This is a genomic window from Ruegeria sp. CDSA193 (assembly GCF_059611885.1).
In genome coordinates this window covers 17,827-38,503 of record NZ_JBXWPN010000012.1, presented here as the reverse complement: position 1 = coordinate 38,503, position 20,677 = coordinate 17,827, and the positions used below count along the sequence as shown (strand labels likewise).

Genomic DNA, 20,677 nt, shown 5'->3' with positions numbered 1-20,677 from the left:
AGAGGTAAATTCTTGTGCGCTCTGGTCTGGACAAACCCCTCGTTGGGACGGCAACTAGAACTGCCGCAACTGATTGGGGGCGAAATGGAACTGGACAGCCTGAGTGACAGGATTTTGAACGGAGACCGGCGCGCGCTGGCCCGTGGTATCACGCTGGTGGAAAGCGGTCGCGCCGATCATCGTGCGCAGGCGACGGAACTGCTGACCAGATTGACCAAAGAGGGCCGCCAGGCCCTGCGGATCGGATTGTCAGGAACGCCCGGCGTCGGCAAGTCCACGTTCATCGAAAGCTTTGGTATGATGCTGACAGGGCAGGGGCTGCGTGTTGCAGTTCTTGCAGTAGATCCCAGCTCAACTCGGTCGGGCGGGTCCATTCTGGGGGACAAGACCCGGATGGAACGCCTGAGCCGCGAGAAAAACGCCTTTATCCGTCCATCACCCAGCCAGTCGCACCTGGGCGGCGTTGCCCGCCGCACACGTGAGGCCATCGCTTTATGTGAGGCCGCTGGGTTCGATGTTGTTTTGATCGAAACGGTTGGTGTCGGGCAATCGGAGACGGTTGTCTCCGAGTTGTCGGATCTGTTTATGCTGTTGCTTGCCCCGGCGGGCGGTGACGAACTGCAGGGCGTCAAGCGCGGTATCATGGAAATGGCTGACATGATCTTGGTCAACAAGGCGGATGGTGACCTGAAATCTGCCGCCACTCGCACCTGCGCCGACTATTCCGGGGCGCTGCGTCTGTTGCGTAAACGACCCCAGGACCCGGAAGGGTTTCCCAAGGCGATGACTGTCTCAGCGGTCGAGGAACATGGGCTGGCTCAAGCCTGGGAGGAGATGCAGTCCCTCAGCAAATGGCGCCGTGAAAATGGCCACTGGGAGGTCAACCGCGCCACGCAAGCACAATATTGGTTCGAACAAGAGGTTCGGTCTGCCCTTCTGGCACGCCTGGCGACTCCACAAGCGCGCTCGGAAATGGAGCGTCTGGGCTCGCAGGTCAGCACTGGTCAGCTCAGTCCGTCGGTTGCGGCGGAACATATGTTGTCTGCTTTAGTCGCTGGCTAAGGCCTTATTCAAGCCTTTGATCTCATTCCCTTTCTGATTTCGGATCGGTGGGTTATCGCCCATAGGTTGCAAGTTGACCCAAACTTGATGCAAACTCAGGTTAAGGCCGCGCATCTGTCGCCAGGCCGGATATGCGGGAACCGTCAGCTATGCCCGATATTACTGGGACCAACGGCAACGACGATATCGACGTTAACAATGACACGGGGACCCTGAACGGTTCACCGGCTGGAACTCCGATTGATAATATCCGCGGCCGGAGTGGCGACGACGACGTCGACATCAATAACAGCACGATTACCGGGAATGTCATCGGGAATGCCGGCTCCGACAGGATCACCGTCACCAGTAGCACCATTGGTGGCAGGATTGCCAGTGGGTCGGATGACGACACTGTCGATATCGGTGGCTCGAGTGTTGGAAACATCCGGCTGGGGAGCGGCAACGATACCCTGAATTTCACCAGCACCAGCGTCAGTGGCGATTTGCGGGGTGGCGGCGGAACCGACACGTTGAACTTGCCTGTGGGTACCGTCATCACCGATACCAATTTTGGCGTCATTAACGTCGTAGATGGCGTAGGCTATACCCTGTCCAGCGGGACATTCACCCTACCATCCGGTATCACGGTCACATATTCTGCCTTTGAGAACGGAAGTGGCGTTCCTTGTTTTACCCGTGGCACGTACATCCTGACGCAGGACGGCATGAAAGCAATCCAAGCGCTGCGGATCGGGGACATGGTCCCGACCATGGGGTGCGACCCTCAGCCTATACGCTGGATCGGGCGCCGACAGTTTGACCGCGCCGCCTTGCTGGAAAATCCCCGGCTCTTGCCGGTACGAATCCTTGCAGGTGCGCTGGGCGAGGGTTTGCCGCATCGCGATCTTCTGGTCTCACGCCAGCACAGGATGCTGGTGCAGTCCAGAATCGCGGAACGCATGTTCGGCACCACCGAAGTTTTGATTCCGGCGATCAAACTGACCGCACTGCCGGGAATCTATATCGATGAGGCCGTGCAATCGGTTGAGTATTTTCACCTGCTATTTGATCGCCATCATGTCATCTTTGCCGAAGATGCCCCAACCGAAAGCCTGTTCACCGGAGTCGAGGCCCTGAAATCCCTCGGATCGGAGGCGCGGCAAGAAATTTTCGAGATCTTTCCGGAACTGATCGAAAATCATGGTGAAAACCCGGCCCGGTTCATACCATGTGGACGCCAACAGTCCCACCTGATCCAGCGGCATTTGAAGAACAACAAACCCTTGCTTCAACGCAATGGCGCCTAGGTCTTATAGAGTTTAAGATGGGTGCAAAGATTTCGCACGGCCCGTCTTGACCCTTCCTGTGATTCCCACTAAACGCATCCAACCAGTTTTCGGGCGCGACTTCGGGTTGCGCCCCTTGTGATTTGGCCACGGGTCCTGTACCCAGCCCGCAGATACAAAGGAAGAAACCATGTCGCGCCGTTGCGAACTGACCGGAAAAGGCCCGATGACTGGCAACAATGTCAGCCACGCCAAAAACAGAACTCGTCGTCGTTTTCTGCCCAACCTGAACGACGTAACCCTGCAGTCGGAAACCCTGGGTCGTGGCGTCAAGCTGCGTATCTCGGCCGCTGCCCTGCGTTCAGTTGACCACCGTGGTGGTCTGGATGCGTTCCTGGCCAAAGCCAAGGATGACGAGCTGTCCACCAACGCACTGAAAGTGAAAAAAGAAATCGCCAAGGCTCAAGCTGCGGTCTAAGCGTTCTTTTTCACCAAAGATTTCGACCCTGTACCCGAACGGTGCAGGGTCTTTTCTTTTGCCTGATTGAGTTTAGACGATTTCGCGGTCAGAGCGTGATCTTGTTCACATACAGTGTTCTGATGTTTGAATATGTTTGTTCATATCCTATTGGCGGAGTTCGATCTCATGTCTTTCAAATCCTTTGATTCCCTCTCCCTGTTGGCGGCCTTTTTTGGCAAGACGTTTGGGACATGTGTGCGGATGCAGCGTCAGGTGAACAGGTTGCATACCAGCCTGACAAAAGGGTCTGTCAAACGTCCCGGATTGGATAACTGACCTCGTACTGACCAAAAATGACCCGAGGGCTTCTGGCGCATTCGATTGTGCTTGAAGCCCTTTTTGTCTCGGGCGTATACCGAAGGCAGGATGAAACACTTTCGGAACCGATTTCTATCATTTGCCCTGTCGCTGCTGGTCATTCTGACCGGTCAGGGGGTGGCTGCTTCGCGTGGCGTTGATACCGCAGTCGGGCAGATGGTGCTGTGTACTGGTGTTGGTCCTGTTGTGATCTATATGGATGCCGAGGGGCAACCGGCAAAGCCCCCGCATTTCTGCCCCGACTATGCGCTGACGTTGCTGGGTGCTATTGCTGTCGTTTCACATGTGCTGCCCGATGCACCAAGTTATGCCGGGCCATTTTTAGAGCGCGGCGACAGGAGCCTAATAGCAGCGCCCGTTCCGTTTCAGCCCGCCCGCGCGCCACCTGCAAGAGCCTGATTAAATTTAACTTTTTCAGACACTTGACATAGGAGAGGCGCAATGTCCCTCACTTCCAAACTTTTGGCAACCCTGGCTGCGGCCGCATTTGCCACCATTGCAATGGCGCAGGAAACCATCACACTAGAAGATGCCTATGCGCGCTCCGCCGGCAAAACGGCGAAAGCGGGCGCGGCCTTTATGGTGATTCAGAACACGGGCGAGGCGGATGACCGTCTTGTTCGTGCGGAATCGGAGGCGGCTGCACGGGTTGAGCTGCACACGCATCTGATCGATGCCAACGGCGTGGCGCAGATGACCCATGTCGAAGAGGGGTTCGTCATCCCTGCCGGTGGTGCGCATGCGCTCAAGCGTGGGGGCGATCACGTGATGTTCATGGGATTGGTTGCTCCGTTTGAACATGGTGCAACTGTGCCTGTGACGCTGGTTTTTGAAAAAGCCGGTGAGGTTGAGATCGACGTGCCGGTTGATCTGGAACGAAAAGACATGGGCGCCCACTCGAACTAAGGTCACGTCAACCTTCAAGCCGCTATGCGGCCGTCATCCACGCGTCAGGCCGGGCTTTGCCCGGCCTGTTTGCCTATCGCTTCAACGGTTAACAACCCGCATCGAAACGCGGTCATGCGCCCGTTTGAAGCGCGCTGCCAGAAAGAACATCACGGCGGCGAAAGCCAGAGCGGAAAAGGCAATGGCCCACCCCAGTGCGACCATGCCACTGCCGGGCCAGAACAACAGCACCAACCCAATGATCAGCGCAATGATCCCCGAGTTTCGCACCATCACGGCATCCGGGTTGTTGCTGGGTATCTGCCGCCATGCCAGCAACGAACCGATGCCGACGATCAGCGCCCAAGCACCCAGCAGGAAAAATGTCAGCCGCGCAACACCCTCGGGCCAGATCAGCAGGACAAGACCGATCAACAGTGCCCCGATGCCGACGCCGCCGATCAATCCGCGCCGTCCAAAGCCTAGTAGGGTCAGGCCGCCATCTAGAACCAAAAGCAGGCCGACCAGTCGCAACAGCAATGAGATACTGCCCGTTGGCCAAAACAGCGCGGCGATCCCCAATGCTCCGGCCAGACATCCGCGCAACAGGAAGGTCCACCACAGATTTGCCAGTTGGTCGCCAAATGTATCGCGGCCCTCCATACTGGAATCGTCCAGGATTTCTTCGCGCGTGTGGTGGGGGTCGGTCATGGGAGCCTCTTATTTCGATTGTCGTATCAATAATTTTGGTGCCGGTCTGGCGGGCTAAGATTCGCGCAGCAGCTTTTGAACCCAGCGTGGCACGGTTTCGGATGCAGGGCCAAGTATCACCTGATCGAAACTCGAGGCGCCGGATGACGGATCTAGGTTCAACTCGACAGTTCGTGCGCCTGACATTGTCGCCTCGTGCACAAATGCTGCGGCGGGGTAGACCTGACCCGAGGTGCCGATTGAAGCGAAGATTGCAGCATTGGCCAGGTGATCGTAGATCAGGTCCATAAAATAGGGCATCTCACCGAACCATACAACATCGGGTCGGGCGGTTGGGCCACCGCAGGCGGGGCAGGGTTCACCCACCGACATCTCGGGCGGGGCGACCCAGCGGTGATCGCAGGTGGTGCATAAGGCCCCAGCGAGGGTGCCGTGCATATGGATCACATTCTCGGATCCTGCGGCTTCGTGGAGGCCGTCGACATTCTGGGTCACGATGATAACCTCGCCGGGCCAGTTGTGTTGCAGATGGGTCAGCGCGGTATGGGCCGGATTGGGTTGCGCCTGTGCAGCCTGCACACGGCGCGCGTTGTAGAACTTTTGCACCACCGCCGGATTGCGGGCAAAGCCTTCGGGCGTGGCGACATCCTCGATCCTGTGCTGCGCCCACAGACCTCCTTCGTCGCGGAATGTGCCCAGCCCGCTTTCGGCGGAAATCCCGGCACCGGTCAGAATGACGATCTTTTCCATTTCCGCCTCACGCGTTACACCCGGTTGTATGACACACCGTATCCTTTTCGTCTGTTTGGGCAATATCTGCCGGTCTCCGGCCGCCGAAGGTGCCTTTCGCGCCCGTGCGCCGCATCATGCCACCGACAGCGCCGGAACCTCTGGCTGGCACATCGGAGACCCGCCTTATGGCCCAATGCAGCAGGCTGCTCATGACCGTAGTATCGACATCAGCGATCTGCGCGCGCGCAAATTCGTGGCCGAAGATTTTGACCGCTTTGACCTGATCATCGGAATGGATGCAGAGAACCTTACCAATATTGAAAACTTGCGTCCCCGTGGCAACAAAACTCCGGTTCGCTTGCTGACTGATTTCGCTACTGAGACAGGCGCGGATCATGTGCCCGATCCGTATTACACCCGTGATTTCGAGGGCACGCTGGATTTGATCGAAAAGGCCGTCGCAGGTCTTGACGCACATCTGAGGGCTTAGTTGTAAATGCTCTGATGTCTTCGACATTCAGGTGTAAAATCAATCGACGCCTGCATCGGGGCCAAGCTCACCTGTTTGGTTCTTTCGCAATCACAGTGGATAAGGTGCGTGTCGTCCGGCTTCTGGTGATCGCAATCGCACCCAAAACCAAAGCGCAGGCTACGGCCTGTGGTGTTGTGATTGCTTCGCCAAAGGCAAGAAAGCCCACAGCAAACATTGTCGGCAATTCAATGCTGCCGACGACCGCAGTTTGAGAAGCGCCGATCAACGGCGAGCAGATCGTATAAATGAGCTGTGGCACAAGCGCTGTGACCAGGCCAATTCCGACGATCAAAATCCAGTCGGATTGCCCTTGCGGGAGCAACTTGGCAACATCGGCGTTCAACATCAGCGGCAACAGCCCGAGAACCGATCCCAAGGAAACCGAAGCAATGCGCGCAAGCGGTGCGATGCGGGACAACCTGTGAACCAAGACACATATGCCGAAGCCGAACCCGATTGGGGCTGCCAGCGACATCAGAAGCGTTGGTATGTGCTGTATCGGAACAGATGCGGGCGATCCTGCAATGAGTGCCGCCAACGTAATGAGGCCCGAGGCGAACAATGCGCGCCTTGTGGGTGTATCGGCGAACAAAGCCCAGGCAATGATCAGCGTGAAAACCGGATAGGTCATATAGAGAACGCCCACAGTCGATGCGGGCAATGTCTCCAGCGCCGTCACATATCCAATCCATCCAAGGCCCATTACCGCGCCTGCCGAAAGCCCCCAAACAATCTCGCGCCAAGCGTTTCGGTGTATAAAAAGAACAGGCAGCAGCAGAATTGCCGTAACGATGTAGCGATAGAACGCGACGGCATAAGGCGCGACGCCTTGCTCGGTCAGCCCTCGGCTAAAAAAGGGAACCAACCCGAAACAAATTGAGGCGAAAAGAACGCCGGCAACCGCAATCGGATAGGGAATAGTTGGTCTGGTCTGTGTTGATATCGTTGCCATTCCAATTTGCTATCACAGGTTTGCGACTGCTGTAGCAGAGATTCGTCGAGCGGTTGCTTCGGTTCGCAAAGCTAACCCTGGTTCAGTTCTGTATGAAGTTGGTGGCAGAAACACACGGCGCGTTAGTAAATATGCTTCCAATATCTGCGGTGCCCTACACTAACTCATCACCTTCAACTGCCCGCCCAGCCACGGCACCTGCGCGACTGCCGGATCAACAATCTGGGTCCGCATCAGCCGTCGGATCATGTCTGCAACCTCTTTGGGTACTTGGTCTGACCAGTCAGAGCGGGTGAAAAGCGAAATTGTGCGGGCGAAGTCACCGAACGGGACCGGATGCGCCTCCATCCCGTCATGAAACCGCGTCGCACGCATATATCCCAGTGGTGTTGTGATCGCCCAGCCAAGCCCCTGTGCGACCATTGCCATCAGCGCCAGGTGCGAGCCGATTTCAAACCGTTCCTCGAACTCCATTTGCTGGCGCGCCAGATGCGCCTCGATCTGGCGGCTGATCAGCTGATCTCGGGCGTATCGCAGAAAGGGCAGGTCCTGTATTGAATTCCCCATACCCTTTGGGGTCACCAGAATGAAAGGGTCCTGAACCAGAGGGTATTCAATCACACCCTTCAGGACCTCTCCGGAATGCGCGGATACAGCCATATGCAGCCTCTGCGCCTCCAGCGCGGCGAACAGGTTTAGACTGGGCAACGTGATCAGTTTGAATTTCGACCGGGTCAGGCTGTCGGCCAGCAAGGTCGCCAGCCGCGGGGTCAGATCGTTGTCGAAATCGTCTATCAAACCGATGGAGAGGGTGGTCAGATGCCCCAGATCCATCACGGTCAGTTCGCTTTGGGCCATTTGCAGTTCGGCCAGCACGACCTCGGCCCGCGCCAGAAAGCTGCGGCCGGCTTGCGTTAAACGCATTGGTCGTCGCCCGTGATCGACCAGATCAGTGCCCAATGCCTTTTCCAGATTGCGCAACTGCTGAGAAACCGAAGGCTGGCTGAGCCCCGTGATCTCGGCGGCCTGTGCCACAGATCCTGTCCGCGCCAAAGCCTCGAACACCTCAAGGCCCCGCAGGGTCAGCCCTTTCATTACCATCTGATACACCTTTCGCTGCGCCATTTCTGAGGTGCAGTGCGCATCAGGTCAAGCAGCGTGACCGGCTTAGTTGCAGATTGCCTGCGCCATCTGGCCAAAGTTCTTATACCGATCCCACAGCGCATCATCGCGCGAAGTCTGCGACATCTTCAACTCCTGCGCCTGATGGGGGTCGGTGAACCACTTGGCGACGGTCTTCTGATCGCCCCGCGTCAACGCCTGATCTGCGACGCGCTGAATGCAGCTGCACCGTGCCCGCGTCGCCGCCGACCGGTCCGACGCCAGACACGCCCGTTTGATCTGCGCAGCGTCGGCCGACGGAGCCACCGCTGTCAGCGATGCCGCACAGAATGCGATTAGGAGGAACTGTTTCATGCTCTTGCCTCGTTTTTGCCTGCCCGGACGGGTCTGATGCCCCTCTCGGTCTGTGGCGGAGTATGAATCAAACGGGGGGAGGGATCAATTGTTTTGACAGGCAAATCAAACGGTGTTGATTTGACGAGGGCACAACTACGCACTGAGGTGCGTCGGAAATGAATAAAAGCAGCTTATTCAAGGAGCAATTTTGTGGTTTCGATCAAAACGTTTTTCTTCTCGATCGCAGTCTGTTTGTCTCCGATAGCAGCTTTGTCAGATTCTGGTTCTCTGCAAGGCGAAGACGTGCCGGAATTCAACGAGGCGGTTCAAGCATGGTTGGATGGCGATGATTTGGTCGCATTGCAAAATCTGGCTGGACAGGCGCAACAAGGCAATACTGCGGCGCAAATCTTGCTGGCGAGTATAGCAAGCGGCAGCAAATACCACTCTCATGTTACTACAGATATGGAGCGCAAGGAGCGCATTGCTTTGTTGCGCAAACCCGGCGGTCTGTCTGGTAAATCTTGGCTGACCGAAGCACAGAACTCAGAGGCCTTAGCCCTGGCGCTTCTTCAAGCGTCCAAGATAGGAGAGAAGGCTCCGGCAATTGCAACGCTCATAGAGTTGGGCGAGCCGCAGAGAGCAATAATTGCTGCGCAATCTATGGTGTTAAATGGTGAGGCTGAAGAACTTGTTTCTGTCTTGCAGGGTCTGGATGACAAACTTCCCGAAGAGGCTGATGTATTATTGGCATGGGCGCTTTTTCAAGCTTCACAAGGCTCAGACAGCCCATATGCAGGATCGGCTAGTGTTCCTAGAACTTTGACTGGTAATGAGCATTTCCGACTGTCTGAGTTTGCTTGGGGCCATCTCTCGCCACGCGCACTGGTCGAAGATGGCGAAGCGCGTGAAGCGGCAATTAAACACAGCGGCAATATCCGAGCTTGGACGCCGGTTCGAAATTTCTGTGAAGATCAATGCCCGGACTCTATTTCGGAATGTACTGCAACCGGCGGAAGTTACCTTACGACGCCATTGTCACCGCGCAGCCCGTTGGAAAGTGTAATTTCGAACGAAGTTTATTGGACCAGTAAGCGTGTCACCGGCGATCTTGCTAGGTCCACTTGGGAAATCATCGTGGAGGCTGACAGTGATGCCAAGGTTCCCGACGCATGTTTCAAACGAAGTATGAAAGAACTGCAGCTAGTCGAAGGTCATGGGTAGGAGCGTTAGGTAAGATTTAGCAGGCCCAAGATGGAGCATACTGATGTATTTGCGCCTTAGCTGTTCTCTGTTTCAAATTTGATCGCCGCTGTTGTTTCAGCAGCCATTGACCAAACCTTAAAATCTATACATATCCCCAATCCATGACAGACCTCGCTCATATCCGCAATTTCTCCATCGTCGCGCATATCGACCATGGCAAATCCACCCTTGCTGACCGGCTCATCCAAGAGACCGGTACGGTCAAGGATCGTGACATGAAGGAACAGCTGCTCGACAGCATGGATATCGAGCGCGAGCGCGGCATCACCATCAAGGCCAACACGGTCCGCATCGACTATACCGCTGACAATGGCGAGCAATACGTGCTGAACCTGATCGACACCCCCGGCCACGTGGACTTTGCCTATGAGGTCAGCCGGTCGATGCGCGCGGTCGAAGGCTCTCTGCTGGTTGTGGACTCGACCCAGGGGGTCGAGGCGCAGACGCTGGCGAACGTGTATCAAGCCATCGACGCTGACCACGACATCGTGCCGGTGCTGAACAAGATCGACCTGCCTGCGTCCGATTGTGACCGCGTGGCCGAACAGATCGAGGATGTGATCGGCATCGACGCGTCCGAGGCGATTCAGGTCAGCGCCAAGACCGGGCAGGGCATCCATGAGACGTTGGAGGCCATTGTCACCCATCTGCCGGCCCCCAAGGGTAATCTGGATGCACCGCTTAAGGCGATGCTGGTCGATAGCTGGTACGACGCCTATCTCGGCGTCATCGTTCTGGTCCGCATCATGGACGGCACCCTGAAAAAGGGCATGCGCGTCAAGTTCATGTCGAACAACACCCTGCACCATGTCGACCGCGTCGGCGTCTTCCGGCCTGAGATGGAGATGGTCGACAGCCTCGGTCCCGGCGAAATCGGCTTTCTCACCGCCTCGATCAAACAGGTCCGCGACACCCGCGTTGGTGACACGATCACCAATGACCGCAATGGCGCAGAAATCGCGCTGGACGGCTTTAAACCCGCGCAACCGGTGGTGTTCTGTGGCCTCTTCCCCGTCGACAGTTCCGAATTCGAAGACCTGCGCGACGCGATCGACAAACTGGCGCTGAACGACGCCAGCTTCAGCTTTGAGATGGAAACCTCGGCCGCTTTGGGCTTTGGCTTCCGTTGCGGCTTCCTTGGCCTGCTGCACCTTGAGGTCATTCGCGACCGGATTGAGCGCGAGTATGATATCGAGCTGATCACCACAGCGCCTTCGGTGATCTATCACGTCTTCATGAAAGACGGCGAGATGATCGAGCTGCACAACCCCGCCGACATGCCCGACCCCTCAAAGGTCGACCATATTGAGGAACCGCGCATCAAGGCGACAATCCTTGTGCCGGATGAATTCCTGGGCGACGTGCTGAAACTGTGCCAGGACCGCCGCGGCATCCAGATGGACCTGACCTATGCGGGCAGCCGCGCCATGGTCGTCTATGACCTGCCTCTGAATGAGGTCGTCTTTGACTTCTACGACCGCCTGAAATCGGTGACCAAGGGCTATGCCTCGTTTGACTATCAGATGACCGGCTATACCGAGGACGCGCTGGTCAAGATGTCGGTGCTGGTGAATGACGAGCCGGTCGATGCGCTATCGACCATGGTTCACCGCGACCGGGCCGAGATGCGGGGCCGGGCGATGTGCGAAAAGCTCAAGGACCTGATCCCGCGCCACATGTTCAAAATCCCGATCCAGGCCGCCATCGGAGGCAAGGTCATCGCCCGCGAGACCCTCTCGGCGCTGCGCAAGGACGTGACCGCGAAGTGCTACGGAGGCGACGCCACGCGGAAACGCAAACTGCTGGACAAGCAGAAGGCGGGTAAGAAGAAGATGCGCCAGTTCGGGAAGGTGGATATTCCGCAGGAGGCGTTTATTTCTGCGTTGAAGATGGATAGTTGATAACTCCAGACAGATATATCCTGGAACTTAGCTCTGAGAATTCAACTCACGTTTTTGCCCATTCGCGACAACCCGTTGTCAGATTCAACCTGCATGAACCCCTTTTTTTGTTCTTGAAGTGGGATTATCTGAATTGAGCGTTGTACGCAGAGCTGGAATCGATCAATATTTACCGCGTGTCAATTTCTGTGCTATCAAGTGGTAATAGATTTTGATTGTCGGATTTTATGGGGAGTTTTGGGGCGTGGGTTTAACAATTCATAAAAAAGCTGACGGGAGCAAGCATCACTTTGATTTGATGTGTGTTTGTCGCTATGGAATTTTTGGTGCTTTCGTCGGCGGTGCAGTTGGCAATCTGGTGAACCCCGAGGCGTCAGCGTGGGTTTACGGTTGTGCAGTTGCCGTAGCTTTGCTGTTAATGGCGACTAAGGTTCTGTTTCTAGAGAGTAAGTAGTAATCTTAAAATGTATGAATTGTTCAGGTGGTTGGCATTTAACGCTAACACCCCCGTATTAATAGCTGTGGGGGTTGCTACCCTAGCTTCGATCGCCAGAAAGCGTAACGGTGGAGAGTTGCTTGATGGGGACCGCTTTGTCAGAGACGGCATTTCGAGCGTTGTCATCTACATTTGCTGTCTCCTTTGGTATGGTGTTGCTGTCGATAGCGCATCTCTCATCTTCTGGGCAGAGCAGCCATTAGGGCTACTAACGATTTCAATGGCTCTACTTGGTGTGGCCATGGCGAGAGCGCAAACCGTGAAGAGAAGCTGTTTGAACAGATAGCTTCGGATGGATATTTTCCAAAGCTTAGGGTCGCATTCTTGTATTTCAGTTTCTTCAACCAGTTAGCCTCCCGCCCAGCTGCGCCGACCCACACTCATGAGGCGGCGCGTTTGCGCCACCCCTCGGGTCGGCGCTGCCCTCCGTTCTGCTAATCAACCATTGCAAGCGCGATTGCGTCCCGACGCTCCGCCCGTTCGGCCCTGAGGGCTCCACCCGTTCGAAAGTGAAACCATCCCCCGGATGTTTTCCGGGGAGCTTTCTCACTCCACTGGACGAATTCCAAGACGCCGCTCACCCTGACCCAGATCAAAGACCGCAGGCGTGCTCGATCCTAGGATCAGCGGAACCTGAGTCCCTGATATGAGGCCCCCATGCTTCCCCTGATGTTGATCGTACATATCTTCCTTGGTTCCACCTTTGCCGGGTCCGCTGTGATTGCGGTTCTGTCGATGGGGTATACGACGCTATACCCTATCCTGATCGCTGCCGGAGCTGGCTTTATTGCGGCGTTTCCGGTTTCGTATCTGGTGACCCGAAAGATCGCGGGATAAGGCCTGTTCGGCCCATTGTGACCAACCTCACAGCCGCATCCCGGCTGGCCTGCTAGAGTTTACCTTGCGGAACCCTAGCAGGAGGCGCAGATGTCCACATCCATGATCCCCTTCATTGCCCTCGGGTCAGCGGGTCTCTATTCCGTTGCCATGGTCGCGATGAAGTTCTGGTGGAAAATCCCCGGCTTGGGGCTTGGCCTGCTGATCGTCGCGACCCTGCTGGCCGGGGCGACGCTCGAACTCGCCGCGCTGCGCGACGAACGGTTGGGCATAATCTATACTGGCATTCTGGGGGCCGAGGTCGTTCTGATCGCCATCGCCTCATTCTTTCTGTTTGGCGAAAACTTCTCGCATCGCGAAGTGTTTGGCATTTCCCTGGTCGTGATCGGCACCGCGCTGGCCTGGGCCTAAGCGCGACAATCTGGTTAGGCTTTTTTAAAGCCTTCATGAAGCTTCCTTCAGGTAAGTTGCAACCGGCACTCAGCCACCCAATCTGTGTAAAAGGCCAGCGAAAGGCCCAGCACAGGAGGTGAGCCAGTGACAGCAAATTCAACTATCGAAGCGGTAAATGCCCCTTCATTTAGGTTGGCTGCGTGGGCTGGCGCAAGATCCTTGGGCTGTATGTAATTTTGAATTTGCGTAGCCTGCGCGATCGAACGAGTTCCGGGCTCGTCTCTGGTCTCCAGGTGAACTGAAGCGTCTCTGGTCCGGTTGGAATTTAGGGGGTACTGGCTGCGAATTGCCGCAGCGCTTAGTAGGTAACCCAACCGGGTCGGAGCGCTTCTCAAATTCAGAACAGGCTTTCAGCGCAATGTGCGGGCAGGTGGCCCTGATTGGTCAGAAAATGCCTCGGTCCTCGGAGGCCGTGGCCAAAGAGCGACCCGTTCAAGGCGGGTTTGATTCGAAATATCAGGGATCGGATCGGCGCAATCGCTCACCAAAACCCCCAGAAGGGTCGTGCAGCCCGTTTGCGCCTGCAGAAAGAGTCCAAAATCCCGGGCCAAGCACGCAATTTCACTTGTCCATTGGCAACTCTGCGCAGGAACGTAGAATCTAGAGTTATCCACATCACTCTCCAGCGAGATATCAACAGTTTATCCCCGGCTATTTTTTATGCTGCAGTGCTATTTTCTTGCCCGTTTATGACCGCGATGTAACAGTCAGGTTACCGCAGAGGTTCTTAGGATCCTGGGTGGGACGCAAAGGCCAAGGGGGTCGCTGCGGTGAAGGGAAATCTTAGGATTTTGTTCTACTGCAAAGACTTACCGGTGCGTGATCCGCTGATTTGGGCGTCAAGTTTGAAACAGGTGATCAAGCTCTCAGAAGGTTAATGCGTGCTGTGCGGGGCCGTCGGGCTCTGTTCAGCGGCTGTGGCCCCTTAGGGGGACAAAGCAACTGGATCGGGACGTCCCTCGGGCGTGTCGAACCGGTAAGGCGTCAGGGGTGTCCTTTGGGCACGTGCAAAGACCGCGTCTGCGCACCTGACGCCTTTTCCTTTTTCCGGGCCCCGGATTCATACAGGCAGCGATTTAATTCCCCCTAAAACGGGAACGGGGTTCTAGCGTTTAAGCAAGAACCCCGTGATCGTGTCAGAAATGCAATGCCGCGTCTATGCACCTGTGTCCGCAACGATAGCGGGTCCGGGTGCAGAAGGCAACTATATCTTGTATGTCGCCCGATCTTGATCGCTACATTTCGAAAGGAATCAGATGTTTTCCTGAACCTCGGTGGCTGCGCCCTGAATTGCGTCACCTGCTTTTTCAATATCTTTACCGGCGCCTTTAGCGGTTTCACATGCGGCGAGTGTGCAAAGGGCCAGTCCAATAAGTGCGGCTCGGATCATAGGTCTCTCCTTTTGTATAAGTCCCGATTTTCGTAGCAGTTTTGCTAATGGTGAACCAGAGTTTTGAACCGGCAATCTATTCTTTACGAAAAAGTGGCCCGATGGCGGCGGTTACCAGAAAGATCACAGCTGCGGCGCAGACGATGCTGGGCCCGGCCGGAGTGTCGGCAAGATACGCACCGCACAGCCCGACAAGGGCGGCAGCTGATCCGATGATGGCGGCCCCGAACGCCATATTTTCAGGGGTTCTCACTAAAGACCGCGCGCCGGCTGCCGGGATGACGAGCAGGGCGGCAATCAACAGAACCCCTACCACTTTGATTGCCACGGCAACGGCCAGCGCCATGGTCAGCGTCAACCACACCTCCTCGCGCTTTGGGTCAATGCCGGATGCATAGGCCATGTCCGGGTTCAGCGTGGCGACAAGTAGGGCTGACCAGCGCCAGATCATGACTGCCAGGATCAACGCGCCGCCACCCCAAATGGTTGCCAAATCGCCTTTGGTGACAGCCAGGATATCACCAAACAGAAAGGCATTTAAATCCAGCCGGACGTCGGACAGCAAGGCGACGGTGACTAGCCCTGCGGCCAGGGCTGTATGCGCTATTACGCCTAGTAATGTATCCATCGCCAACCCCTTGCCACGCAAAAGCGTGACGGTAAGCCCCATGGCAAGCGCTGACGCCACAATCGACGGCAGCATCGGAAGTGAAAATGCCAGAGACAGTGCCACACCCAGAACAGCCGCGTGCGCTGTGGCCTCGCCCAGATAGGCCATCCGGCGCCATACCACAAAGCACCCCAAAGGGGCCGCCGCGAGTGCAACGCCAATACCCGCCAGCGCCGCACGAACCATAAAATCGTCTAACATCAGTTGGTTGTTTCCTGGTCGTGGTGGTGGTCATGGTCGTGCGAATGGCTGTGTTGATGTTGGTAAAGGGCCATCATGCCCTTGGTTCCGCTGCCAAATAGGGCCCGGTATTCGGGTGCGTCCGCGACGGTATGAGGCGACCCCTCGCAGCATATATGTCCGTTCAGACATAGCACACGGTCTGAGGCCGCCATGACAACGTGCAGATCGTGACTGACCATCACGATCGCGCAACCAAGGTCGCGTCTGACCTGCTCAATGCGTTGATAAAAGGCAGCTGCACCCGGTTGATCCAGGCCTTGCGTCGCTTCATCCAAAAGCAAGACCTGAGGATCATCAAGGAGTGCGCGCGCCAGCAGAACTCGTTGAAATTGACCGCCCGAAAGTTGGGTCATTTGCCGATTGCGCAGATCCGGGACGCCCGCTCGTTCTAGTGCATCCAGCGCTTTGCGGGCCGAGATCCGTTTGGGTAAGCCCAGGAAACGTTGCACGGTCATCGGTAAAGCGGCGTCCAAAGCCAGTTTTTGCGGGACATAACCGATGCGCAGGCCGGGTGCGCGGCTTACCTGGCCTTCTGATGGGGTAATGGCCCCAATGATCGCCCGTAAAAGAGTCGACTTACCAGATCCGTTGGGCCCCACAATGGTCACGATCTCTGCTTCGGAAACTGCCGCATTCACATGTTCAAGGATCGTGCGGCCGTCGATCCGAATGGACATGTTTTTCAATGAAATAAGGGGGGTATTCATGCCGCCGACCCTACGCATTCGGGACATAGGCCCTCGGCCTCGACCACTACTCGTTCGATTTGAAACCCCGAGGTGTTCGCCGCAGCGCCCAATCGACCCTGTGTCAGCTCGGTTTCCGTTTCAGCCACTGCTTTGCAGGACCTGCAGATCAGAAACGCGGGGACATGGTCATGGGTCGGGTGGGCGCAGGCTGTATAGGCATTCAGTTGCTCGATACGATGCACAAACCCGTTTTGCACAAGGAAATCCAGTGCACGATACGCGACCGGAGGTTGCGACCCGAGCCCTTCTGCAGCTAGCACAGCCAGAATGTCATATGCGCCCATTGCCCGGTGCTTTTCCAACAGGATCTCAAGAACACGGCGTCGGACAGTGGTGAATTGCAGGCGCTTTGTTCTGCACTTGTTTTCGGCCTGAGACAGCGCAGTGTGAACGCAGTGGGCGTGATCGTGTTGTCTGAATCCAACGGTGCTCATGACGGGGCTCCAATGATTTTGAACTTGATATGTAATAACGTCCGGATTAACAAGCGCTCAACGAATGTAATAACATATCAATTTGGAGGGAAAATGTTCCGATCTACACTATATGTGTGCTCACTTGCGTTTGCGGGCCAGGCAATCGCCGACGCGCCAAGCGTGGCCGTCGATATTGCGCCTGTCCATTCGCTGGTCGCCCGGGTGATGGACGGCGTGGGTGAGCCCAGCTTGATCATTCCACCCGGCGCGTCTCCGCATGATCACGCGATGCGGCCTTCTGAGGCGCGGTCTTTGCAGTCCGCCGAGATCGTATTCTGGACTGGAGAAGAGCTGACCCCTTGGCTGGCTAAACCCTTGGGTGCGCTGTCGCCGGATGCACTGCATGTCTCTTTGTTGGATGCCGATGGAACGATACTCTATGATTTTCGCGATGCGACCGATGGTGCGGATCATGATGACCATGCAGATCACGACGACCATGCGGACCACGCAGATCATGACGACCATGCGGACCACGCAGATCATGACGACGAACATGACCATGATCACAAAGGGATCGATCCTCATGCCTGGCTGGATCCCGAGAATGCGCGTATCTGGGTTCAAGTGATTGCTGCAACACTCTCACAGGCGGACCCCTCAAACGCCGAAACTTATCAGCAGAACGCTGCAACCGCAGATCGGGAACTGGTTGAGCTGAAAGAAAAAATTATGACAGATCTGACAGATATGCAGACGCTGTCATTCATAACGTTTCATGATGCCTATCAGTATTTCGAAAAGCGATTTGGGCTGGAGTCATCCGGCGCAGTCAGTCTTGGCGATGCGTCCTCTCCCGGGCCGGCGCGATTGGCGGCTTTGCGTGAAAAGGTTGAGCATGAAGGAATTGTTTGTGCCTTTTCCGAGCCGCAATTTGACACAAGGCTGGTGCGGACAGCGATCGAAGGAACCGGGGCCACGATCTTTGAATTGGATCCCGTAGGCGTGAGTTTTGACACGGGAATTTCGCACTATGATAGTTTGTTAATGGCCATGTCCGCCGGCTATCAAGACTGTTCCAAAAGTAAGTCGTAAGTAGCCGGGACAGCGGATTGCTCTTATTCTTCGTTGCAAAAGAGTTCGTAGACAACCTCTAACATCCGGCGTGGCCGTTCATCGGCAAGTCTATAAAAGATCGCCTTGCCTTCGCGGCGAGGCGTCACCAACCCTTCAAGTCGCAACCGCGACAGTTGTTGCGAAACAGCCGCTTGCCGCGCCGAAAGCAGCTCTTCCAGTTCTGTTACTGACTTTTCTCCCGATACCAGGTGGCATAGGATCATGAGACGCCCTTCGTGGCTGATGGCCTTGAGAAAATTTGCAGCATGCGTTGCGTTCTCAACCATTTTGTCGAAATTTTCCGGAGATGTTTCCTGTGAAAGTTGTGGAAGGGCCATCCTCTGTTTCCTTACCAGCCCACACTTTGGGCGCCTGTTTGTGTTGCTGCCTGGAGAAGGTCGCAAGTCAGCTAGTTATGAACATTTACTCTCATATGCATGAATCAAAATGAGGTGAGGGGAAAAGGGGAACTTGTGAGAGTTCGACGCAGATTTCGACTTTGAAGAGCGTATCGCTTTAGTCACCGCTGAATATCTATTTGCATTTGCAGGGCATGAAGTTTCCTGCACCCCTTGCAGCCCCACTGTGGCGATACTAAGACTCAGGTAACAGATTTTCGGGTAGTGTCCCGATCCATAGCAAAGCAGGCAGGTTTCTTATGTTCGATCCCGTTGACACATACATGAACACGCTTGTCCCAATGGTCGTTGAGCAGACCAGCAGGGGTGAGCGCGCATACGATATCTTCTCGCGCCTTCTGAAAGAGCGGATCATCTTTATCAACGGCCCGATCCACGACGGGATGAGCCATCTTGTGGTTGCTCAGCTGCTGCACCTTGAGGCGGAAAACCCGAACAAGGAAATCTCGATCTACATCAACTCGCCGGGTGGCGTGGTCACCAGCGGTTTGTCGATTTACGACACAATGCAGTATATCAAACCGAAATGTTCCACATTGGTGATCGGTCAAGCGGCCTCGATGGGGTCTGTTCTGCTGGCCGGTGGTGAGAAGGGCATGCGCTTTTCCCTGCCGAACAGCCGCATCATGGTGCACCAGCCCAGTGGCGGATATCAGGGGCAGGCAAGCGATATCATGATCCACGCAGCTGAGACGCAAAAGCTGAAGGATCGCCTGTATGATATCTATGTACGCCATACTGGACAGACCAAAAAGGCCGTTGAAAAGGCGCTGGACCGTGACAACTTCATGAGCCCGGAAGAGGCTAAGGAATGGGGTCACATCGACGAGATCGTTGAAAACCGCGCCAAGATGAGCGGCGAAGAGGGCTAAGCCCAGACCCCTCGTGTCGCCGATACGGGGGGTATTTTGAGATTGTAGCCGCCACAGTGCTGGCCTAAGCTGCACGAACAGGCGCAAGCGCGGCCCCGCAAGGGGCATAGGATGGAGCCCGAAAGGTAGATCATGGCGACGAATTCAGGCGGTGACGGCAAAAACACGCTCTACTGCAGCTTCTGTGGCAAAAGCCAGCATGAGGTGCGTAAGCTGATTGCAGGTCCGACCGTGTTCATCTGTGATGAATGCGTCGAGCTGTGTATGGACATCATCCGCGAAGAGACGAAAGCCAACGGGCTGAAATCTTCTGACGGAGTGCCGACGCCGAAAGACATCTGCGAAGTTCTGGACGATTATGTGATCGGTCAGGCTACGGCCAAGCGGGTTCTGTCAGTGGCGGTTCACAACCACTATAAACGATTGAATCACGCTCAGAAGGCCGGCAGCGATATCGAGCTGGCCAAATCCAACATCCTGTTGATCGGCCCGACAGGCTGCGGCAAGACGTTGTTGGCGCAAACTCTGGCGCGCATTCTGGATGTGCCCTTTACCATGGCCGATGCGACCACGCTGACCGAAGCCGGTTATGTGGGCGAGGATGTCGAAAATATCATCCTCAAGTTGTTGCAGGCCAGCGAATACAATGTCGAACGCGCGCAGCGCGGCATCGTTTACATCGATGAGGTCGACAAGATCACGCGCAAATCCGAGAATCCCTCGATCACGCGCGACGTGTCGGGCGAGGGCGTGCAGCAGGCGCTGCTGAAGCTGATGGAAGGCACCGTCGCCAGTGTTCCGCCGCAAGGTGGACGCAAGCATCCGCAGCAGGAATTCCTGCAAGTGGACACGACGAATATCCTGTTCATCTGCGGTGGTGCCTTTGCGGGTCTGGATAGAATTATCGCACAGCGCGGCAAAGGCTCGGCCATGGGCTTTGGTGCCGATGTGCGGGACAATGATGACCGCGGCGTGGGGGAGATTTTCAAAGAGCTGGAGCCTGAAGACCTGCTGAAATTCGGTCTGATCCCGGAATTTGTCGGACGTCTGCCAGTTCTGGCCACGCTTGAGGATCTCGACGAGGATGCGCTGGTCACCATTCTGACCAAACCCAAGAACGCGCTGGTCAAACAGTATCAGCGTCTGTTCGAACTGGAAGATGCCGAGCTGGGCTTTACCGACGATGCGCTCAAGGCAATCGCCAAACGCGCCATTGAACGCAAGACCGGTGCACGCGGGCTGCGCTCGATCCTTGAAGACATCCTTCTGGACACGATGTTCGAATTGCCTGGCATGAAGAACGTGACCGAAGTTGTCGTCAATGAAGAGGCTGTATCTTCGGACAAGCAGCCGCTGATCATCTATGCGGATGCGGCGGAATCAGCTTCGGCCGGGTAATCACTGAATTTGA

The 20,677-nt window shown here is 55.9% G+C and carries 23 protein-coding genes; 13 read left to right on the top strand and 10 right to left on the bottom strand.

Annotated elements, in window-relative coordinates; all coding sequences use genetic code 11:
* Positions 1-84: 84 nt before the first annotated feature.
* From meaB to AC2FLG_RS19215, 5 genes are all read left to right on the top strand, one after another.
* Positions 85-1,062 (top strand): methylmalonyl Co-A mutase-associated GTPase MeaB, encoded by a 978-nt coding sequence (gene meaB, locus AC2FLG_RS19235; protein WP_142638208.1) that lies wholly within the window; start codon positions 85-87, stop codon positions 1,060-1,062.
* A gap of 149 nt (positions 1,063-1,211) precedes the next feature.
* Positions 1,212-2,351, top strand: a complete 1,140-nt coding sequence (locus AC2FLG_RS19230) for a Hint domain-containing protein (RefSeq protein WP_496707579.1) — start codon at positions 1,212-1,214, stop codon at positions 2,349-2,351.
* Positions 2,352-2,520: 169 nt separating this feature from the next.
* Positions 2,521-2,808 carry a 50S ribosomal protein L28 gene (gene rpmB, locus AC2FLG_RS19225; RefSeq protein ID WP_142638086.1) on the top strand — a complete coding sequence of 96 codons (288 nt, stop codon included), beginning with the start codon at positions 2,521-2,523 and terminating at the stop codon, positions 2,806-2,808.
* 408 nt (positions 2,809-3,216) lie between these two features.
* Positions 3,217-3,567, top strand: a complete 351-nt coding sequence (locus AC2FLG_RS19220; protein WP_142638088.1) for a hypothetical protein — start codon at positions 3,217-3,219, stop codon at positions 3,565-3,567.
* A 42-nt stretch (positions 3,568-3,609) separates the two neighbouring features.
* Complete coding sequence (locus tag AC2FLG_RS19215) at positions 3,610-4,074, top strand: copper chaperone PCu(A)C (protein ID WP_496707577.1); 465 nt, start codon at positions 3,610-3,612, stop codon at positions 4,072-4,074.
* Positions 4,075-4,155: 81 nt separating this feature from the next.
* Here AC2FLG_RS19215 and AC2FLG_RS19210 read toward each other — a convergent pair whose 3' ends face one another.
* Together AC2FLG_RS19210 and AC2FLG_RS19205 are read right to left on the bottom strand one after the other, a co-directional pair.
* Positions 4,156-4,764, bottom strand: coding sequence for an HdeD family acid-resistance protein (locus tag AC2FLG_RS19210; RefSeq protein ID WP_496692855.1), 609 nt, complete (start codon positions 4,762-4,764; stop codon positions 4,156-4,158).
* A 54-nt stretch (positions 4,765-4,818) separates the two neighbouring features.
* Positions 4,819-5,514 (bottom strand): NAD-dependent deacylase, encoded by a 696-nt coding sequence (locus tag AC2FLG_RS19205; RefSeq protein ID WP_496707574.1) that lies wholly within the window; start codon positions 5,512-5,514, stop codon positions 4,819-4,821.
* 28 nt (positions 5,515-5,542) lie between these two features.
* On the opposite strand from AC2FLG_RS19205, the gene AC2FLG_RS19200 reads away from it, so the two are divergent.
* The gene (locus AC2FLG_RS19200) at positions 5,543-5,986 is read left to right on the top strand and encodes a low molecular weight protein-tyrosine-phosphatase (protein WP_496707572.1); all 444 of its coding nucleotides are present in this window, start codon (positions 5,543-5,545) and stop codon (positions 5,984-5,986) included.
* 67 nt (positions 5,987-6,053) lie between these two features.
* On the opposite strand, the gene AC2FLG_RS19195 is transcribed toward AC2FLG_RS19200, so the two are convergent.
* The 3 genes from AC2FLG_RS19195 to AC2FLG_RS19185 form a co-directional block, all read right to left on the bottom strand.
* On the bottom strand, positions 6,054-6,980 hold the full coding sequence (locus tag AC2FLG_RS19195) for a DMT family transporter (protein ID WP_496707570.1): 927 nt from the start codon (positions 6,978-6,980) through the stop codon (positions 6,054-6,056).
* 159 nt (positions 6,981-7,139) lie between these two features.
* Positions 7,140-8,081, bottom strand: coding sequence for a LysR family transcriptional regulator (locus AC2FLG_RS19190; protein ID WP_496707637.1), 942 nt, complete (start codon positions 8,079-8,081; stop codon positions 7,140-7,142).
* A 66-nt stretch (positions 8,082-8,147) separates the two neighbouring features.
* Entirely contained in the window at positions 8,148-8,456 is a 309-nt protein-coding gene (locus AC2FLG_RS19185) for a hypothetical protein (protein WP_496707568.1), read from the bottom strand.
* A 192-nt stretch (positions 8,457-8,648) separates the two neighbouring features.
* On the opposite strand from AC2FLG_RS19185, the gene AC2FLG_RS19180 reads away from it, so the two are divergent.
* From AC2FLG_RS19180 to AC2FLG_RS19165, 4 genes are all read left to right on the top strand, one after another.
* Positions 8,649-9,662: a hypothetical protein gene (locus AC2FLG_RS19180; protein ID WP_496707566.1), complete on the top strand. Its 1,014-nt coding sequence runs from the start codon at positions 8,649-8,651 to the stop codon at positions 9,660-9,662.
* A 143-nt stretch (positions 9,663-9,805) separates the two neighbouring features.
* Complete coding sequence (lepA, locus tag AC2FLG_RS19175; protein ID WP_142638105.1) at positions 9,806-11,605, top strand: translation elongation factor 4; 1,800 nt, start codon at positions 9,806-9,808, stop codon at positions 11,603-11,605.
* Between the two features lie 1,153 nt (positions 11,606-12,758).
* Complete coding sequence (locus AC2FLG_RS19170; RefSeq protein WP_142638109.1) at positions 12,759-12,938, top strand: CTP synthetase; 180 nt, start codon at positions 12,759-12,761, stop codon at positions 12,936-12,938.
* Positions 12,939-13,028: 90 nt separating this feature from the next.
* Entirely contained in the window at positions 13,029-13,349 is a 321-nt protein-coding gene (locus AC2FLG_RS19165) for a hypothetical protein (protein ID WP_142638110.1), read from the top strand.
* 1,294 nt (positions 13,350-14,643) lie between these two features.
* Here the strand turns inward: AC2FLG_RS19165 and AC2FLG_RS19160 are convergent.
* From AC2FLG_RS19160 to AC2FLG_RS19145, 4 genes are all read right to left on the bottom strand, one after another.
* The gene (locus tag AC2FLG_RS19160) at positions 14,644-14,781 is read right to left on the bottom strand and encodes an entericidin A/B family lipoprotein (protein ID WP_142638111.1); all 138 of its coding nucleotides are present in this window, start codon (positions 14,779-14,781) and stop codon (positions 14,644-14,646) included.
* A 76-nt stretch (positions 14,782-14,857) separates the two neighbouring features.
* Complete coding sequence (locus AC2FLG_RS19155) at positions 14,858-15,652, bottom strand: metal ABC transporter permease (RefSeq protein WP_271950389.1); 795 nt, start codon at positions 15,650-15,652, stop codon at positions 14,858-14,860.
* Complete coding sequence (locus AC2FLG_RS19150; protein ID WP_496690139.1) at positions 15,652-16,401, bottom strand: metal ABC transporter ATP-binding protein; 750 nt, start codon at positions 16,399-16,401, stop codon at positions 15,652-15,654. The genes AC2FLG_RS19155 and AC2FLG_RS19150 overlap by 1 nt, the downstream gene beginning before the upstream one ends.
* Positions 16,398-16,877, bottom strand: coding sequence for a Fur family transcriptional regulator (locus AC2FLG_RS19145; protein ID WP_142638114.1), 480 nt, complete (start codon positions 16,875-16,877; stop codon positions 16,398-16,400). Before AC2FLG_RS19145 ends, AC2FLG_RS19150 begins: the two co-directional genes overlap by 4 nt.
* A 93-nt stretch (positions 16,878-16,970) precedes the next feature.
* On the opposite strand from AC2FLG_RS19145, the gene AC2FLG_RS19140 reads away from it, so the two are divergent.
* Positions 16,971-17,954, top strand: coding sequence for a zinc ABC transporter substrate-binding protein (locus AC2FLG_RS19140; protein ID WP_496707564.1), 984 nt, complete (start codon positions 16,971-16,973; stop codon positions 17,952-17,954).
* 23 nt (positions 17,955-17,977) lie between these two features.
* Here the strand turns inward: AC2FLG_RS19140 and AC2FLG_RS19135 are convergent, their stop codons facing one another.
* Entirely contained in the window at positions 17,978-18,313 is a 336-nt protein-coding gene (locus AC2FLG_RS19135) for an ArsR/SmtB family transcription factor (protein WP_142638116.1), read from the bottom strand.
* 320 nt (positions 18,314-18,633) lie between these two features.
* Here AC2FLG_RS19135 and AC2FLG_RS19130 point away from each other — a divergent pair, with 320 nt between their 5' ends.
* Both AC2FLG_RS19130 and clpX read left to right on the top strand, forming a co-directional pair.
* Entirely contained in the window at positions 18,634-19,266 is a 633-nt protein-coding gene (locus AC2FLG_RS19130; RefSeq protein WP_142638117.1) for an ATP-dependent Clp protease proteolytic subunit, read from the top strand.
* 132 nt (positions 19,267-19,398) lie between these two features.
* Positions 19,399-20,664 carry an ATP-dependent Clp protease ATP-binding subunit ClpX gene (gene clpX, locus AC2FLG_RS19125; protein ID WP_142638118.1) on the top strand — a complete coding sequence of 422 codons (1,266 nt, stop codon included), beginning with the start codon at positions 19,399-19,401 and terminating at the stop codon, positions 20,662-20,664.
* The last annotated feature ends 13 nt before the right edge of the window (positions 20,665-20,677 follow it).